Source organism: Methylobacterium sp., assembly GCF_028290105.1.
GTDB lineage: Bacteria > Pseudomonadota > Alphaproteobacteria > Rhizobiales > Beijerinckiaceae > Methylobacterium.
Genome location: NZ_JAQGKL010000299.1, coordinates 1 through 2900 on the forward strand (window position 1 = coordinate 1; position 2900 = coordinate 2900).

General features: G+C 70.0%; 4 protein-coding genes. 3 read left to right on the forward strand and 1 reads right to left on the reverse strand.

Annotated features, from left to right (window positions below):
• The 3 genes from JWQ05_RS19895 to JWQ05_RS19905 all read left to right on the forward strand — a co-directional run.
• Nucleotides 1-406: cation:dicarboxylase symporter family transporter (locus JWQ05_RS19895; RefSeq protein ID WP_299662377.1), on the forward strand; the 406-nt coding region annotated here is incomplete at its 5' end.
• Between the two features lie 33 nt (nucleotides 407-439).
• Entirely contained in the window at nucleotides 440-1279 is an 840-nt protein-coding gene (locus JWQ05_RS19900) for a bifunctional allantoicase/(S)-ureidoglycine aminohydrolase (protein WP_299662380.1), read from the forward strand.
• The gene (locus JWQ05_RS19905; protein WP_299662383.1) at nucleotides 1276-1788 is read left to right on the forward strand and encodes an ureidoglycolate lyase; all 513 of its coding nucleotides are present in this window, start codon (nucleotides 1276-1278) and stop codon (nucleotides 1786-1788) included. The genes JWQ05_RS19900 and JWQ05_RS19905 overlap by 4 nt, the downstream gene beginning before the upstream one ends.
• A gap of 87 nt (nucleotides 1789-1875) precedes the next feature.
• Here the strand turns inward: JWQ05_RS19905 and JWQ05_RS19910 are convergent.
• A partial coding sequence (locus JWQ05_RS19910; protein WP_299662386.1) for a diguanylate cyclase occupies nucleotides 1876-2900 on the reverse strand: 1025 nt, incomplete at its 5' end.

A 2900-nucleotide genomic window follows, 5' to 3' on the forward strand; every position in this document is an offset into this window, starting at 1 on the left:
CGACGCCTTCTCGCTCTACCTGACCCTCGCCACCGTGTTCATCGCGCAGGCGACCAACACGCCGCTCTCCTTCGGCCATCTGCTCCTGATTCTCGGCATCGCGCTCCTCACCTCGAAGGGCGCGCACGGCATTCCGGGCTCGGCCATCGTCGTGCTGGCCGCAACCCTCTCGGCTGTGCCGGACATCCCGGTGATCGGCCTTGTGCTGGTCCTGTCGATCGACTGGTTCGCCGGCATCGCCCGGGCGCTCGGCAACCTGATCGGCAATTGCGTGGCGACGGTGGTGATCGCGGCCTGGGAGGGGGATATCGACCGGGCGCAGGCGCATCGTGTCCTCGACGGCGATGTCGCCATCGACACGACGGCGGCGCTCGATTCGCCCATCCCGGCCGCCCGGGCCGCCTGACGCGGCCATGCCCCGCAACACCGGAGACCCGCCATGAGCGCCTCGGCCTACAACCCGCCCTGCGGCGGCCTCCCGCCCCAGACCGCGCTGATGACAGGCCGGGCGGTGTTCACCGAAGCCTATGCGGTCATTCCCAAGGGTGTGATGAGCGACATCGTCACGAGCGTACTGCCCTTCTGGGAGAACGCCAGGGCCTGGATGCTGTCACGTCCGCTCTCGGGGTTCTCCGAGACCTTCGCGCAATACCTGATGGAGGTCGCCCCGGGCGGCGGCAGCGATCGGCCCGAGCCCGACCCGGAGGCGGAGGGCGTCCTGTTCGTGGTGGAGGGCGCGCCGACCCTCTCCCTGGACGGGCAGGCCCACACGCTACGGCCCGGCTCCTACGCCTACCTCGCGCCCGGGGCCGCCTGGTCCCTGCGCAACACGAGCACGGTGGCGGCGCGCTTCCACTGGGTCCGCAAGGCCTACGAGCGGGTGCAAGGCCTCGACGCGCCGGGTTCCTTCGTGTGCCACGAATCCGATGTCGAGCCCGTCCCCATGCCGGGTACGGACGGGGCCTGGGCCACGACCCGGTTCGTCGCCTCCGACGACGTGCGCCACGACATGCACGTCAACATCGTCGCCATGCGGCCGGGGGCCTCGATCCCGTTCGAGGAGACCCACGTGATGGAGCACGGCCTGTTCGTGCTGGAGGGCAAGGCGGTCTACCGGCTGAACCGCGACTGGGTCGAGGTCGAGGCCGGCGACTTCATGTGGCTGCGCGCCTTCTGCCCGCAAGCCTGCTACGCGGGCGGCCCGGGCCTCTTCCGCTACCTGCTCTACAAGGACGTGAACCGTCACGCCGCCCTGAAAGTCCGGGGCGCAGCCCGGTGAGCGGGCGCCATATCGCGGCCCGGCCCCTGACGGCGGCGGCCTTCGCGCCGTTCGGCGCGGTGATCGACCGGGATCAGGTCGCGCCGCGCCCGATGAACGCCGGCAAGGCGCGCCGCTTCCACGATCTTGCCGAGATCGGCGTGATCGGAGATGGCGCCCGCGTCGTCATCGGCCTCGTCGAGGCCGCCCCCTATGCGCTGCCCCTCGCGGTGAACCTGGTCGAGCGCCATCCCCTCGGAGGACAGGCCTTCGTGCCGCTCGACGCCGACCCGTTCCTCGTCGTGGTCTGCCCCGACGAGGAGGGACGGCCCGGAACGCCCCAGGCCTTCGTGACGGCACCGGGACAGGGCGTGAGCTACGCCATCGGAACCTGGCACGGCGTGCTCACCCCGCTCAAGGGCCCGCAAAGCTTCGTGGTGATCGATCGCGGCGGTCCGGGCTCGAACCTGGAGGAGCACGTCTTCGACGAGCCCTGGACCATCGGCCTGGCCACGGACGCGGTCGATTAGCCGTCGTCGCCATGGGCCGAAACGTGCCCTGTGACCATCAGGGTCGGGCCACCGAATCCTCCGGAAACGACGGACAACCTCGATCCGTCAGGCGGCCACCCGCAGTTCGCTGATGTCTATCTCGAACGTCCGCACACAGTTGCGTCCGCGCGATTTGGCTTCGTAGAGGGCGCGATCCGCGCGTTCGATCGTGTGGTCGATGTCCTGGTCGGCCTGCTCCGCCTCGGCGATACCGATGCTGATCGTCGCCATGAGGCGATTGCTGTCGGGTTCGAACACGGTGCTGGCCACGGTCTGCCGAATCCGCTCCGCGATGATGGCCGCTCCGGCCGCATCGGTTTCGCGCAGCAGGACGACGAACTCCTCGCCGCCGAAGCGCGCCACCTTGTCCGTCGTCCGGATCGCCTCGCTGATGATGGCGCCGATCTGACAGATCACCACGTCGCCCGCCGCGTGGCCGTAGAGGTCGTTGACGCGCTTGAAGTGATCGATGTCGATCATCAGCACGGAGATCGCGCGGCGATAGCGCTTGAAGTAGCGCATCGCATCCATGGCCAGCGGCAGGAACGCCCGCCGGTTGAGCAGTCCCGTGAGACCGTCCGTATCCGCGAGGAGTTGCATCGCGTGGAGGTCCGCGCCGAGACGGCGGACACGGTCCTGCGCGGCGTGCACCGCTTTGGACGCCTCCACCTCGACGTCGCGCGCCTCCGCCTCGGCGGTGCCGATGCGCCGCAACAGGGACCGCACCGCCGCGGAAAGTTGCAGCACCTCGGGGGAGCCATGGACCCGCTTCGTCATCGTGGCATTCGGCTCGCGCCCAATCCGATCGACGGCGTCGGTGAGCTGCGCCAGCGGACGGCTCAGGCGGGTCGCGACCAGGAAGATGCCCAGCACGCCGAGTGCGCCCGCGCCGAGGCCCAGGAGTAGGATGAGGCTGGTCAGCCGGTTGGCCGTGGCGAGCGCCGTGTCGACCGGCTGGAGGGCGACCACGATCCATCCGAGCCCCGGATAGTCGCCACGCCCATGGGTGGCGGATGCGGTCGCGAGGCGGTCGCCGTCGGCGCCGCGGGCGATGAAGGGCCCGGCCGCCAGGTCCTCGGCCGCGTAGGGGG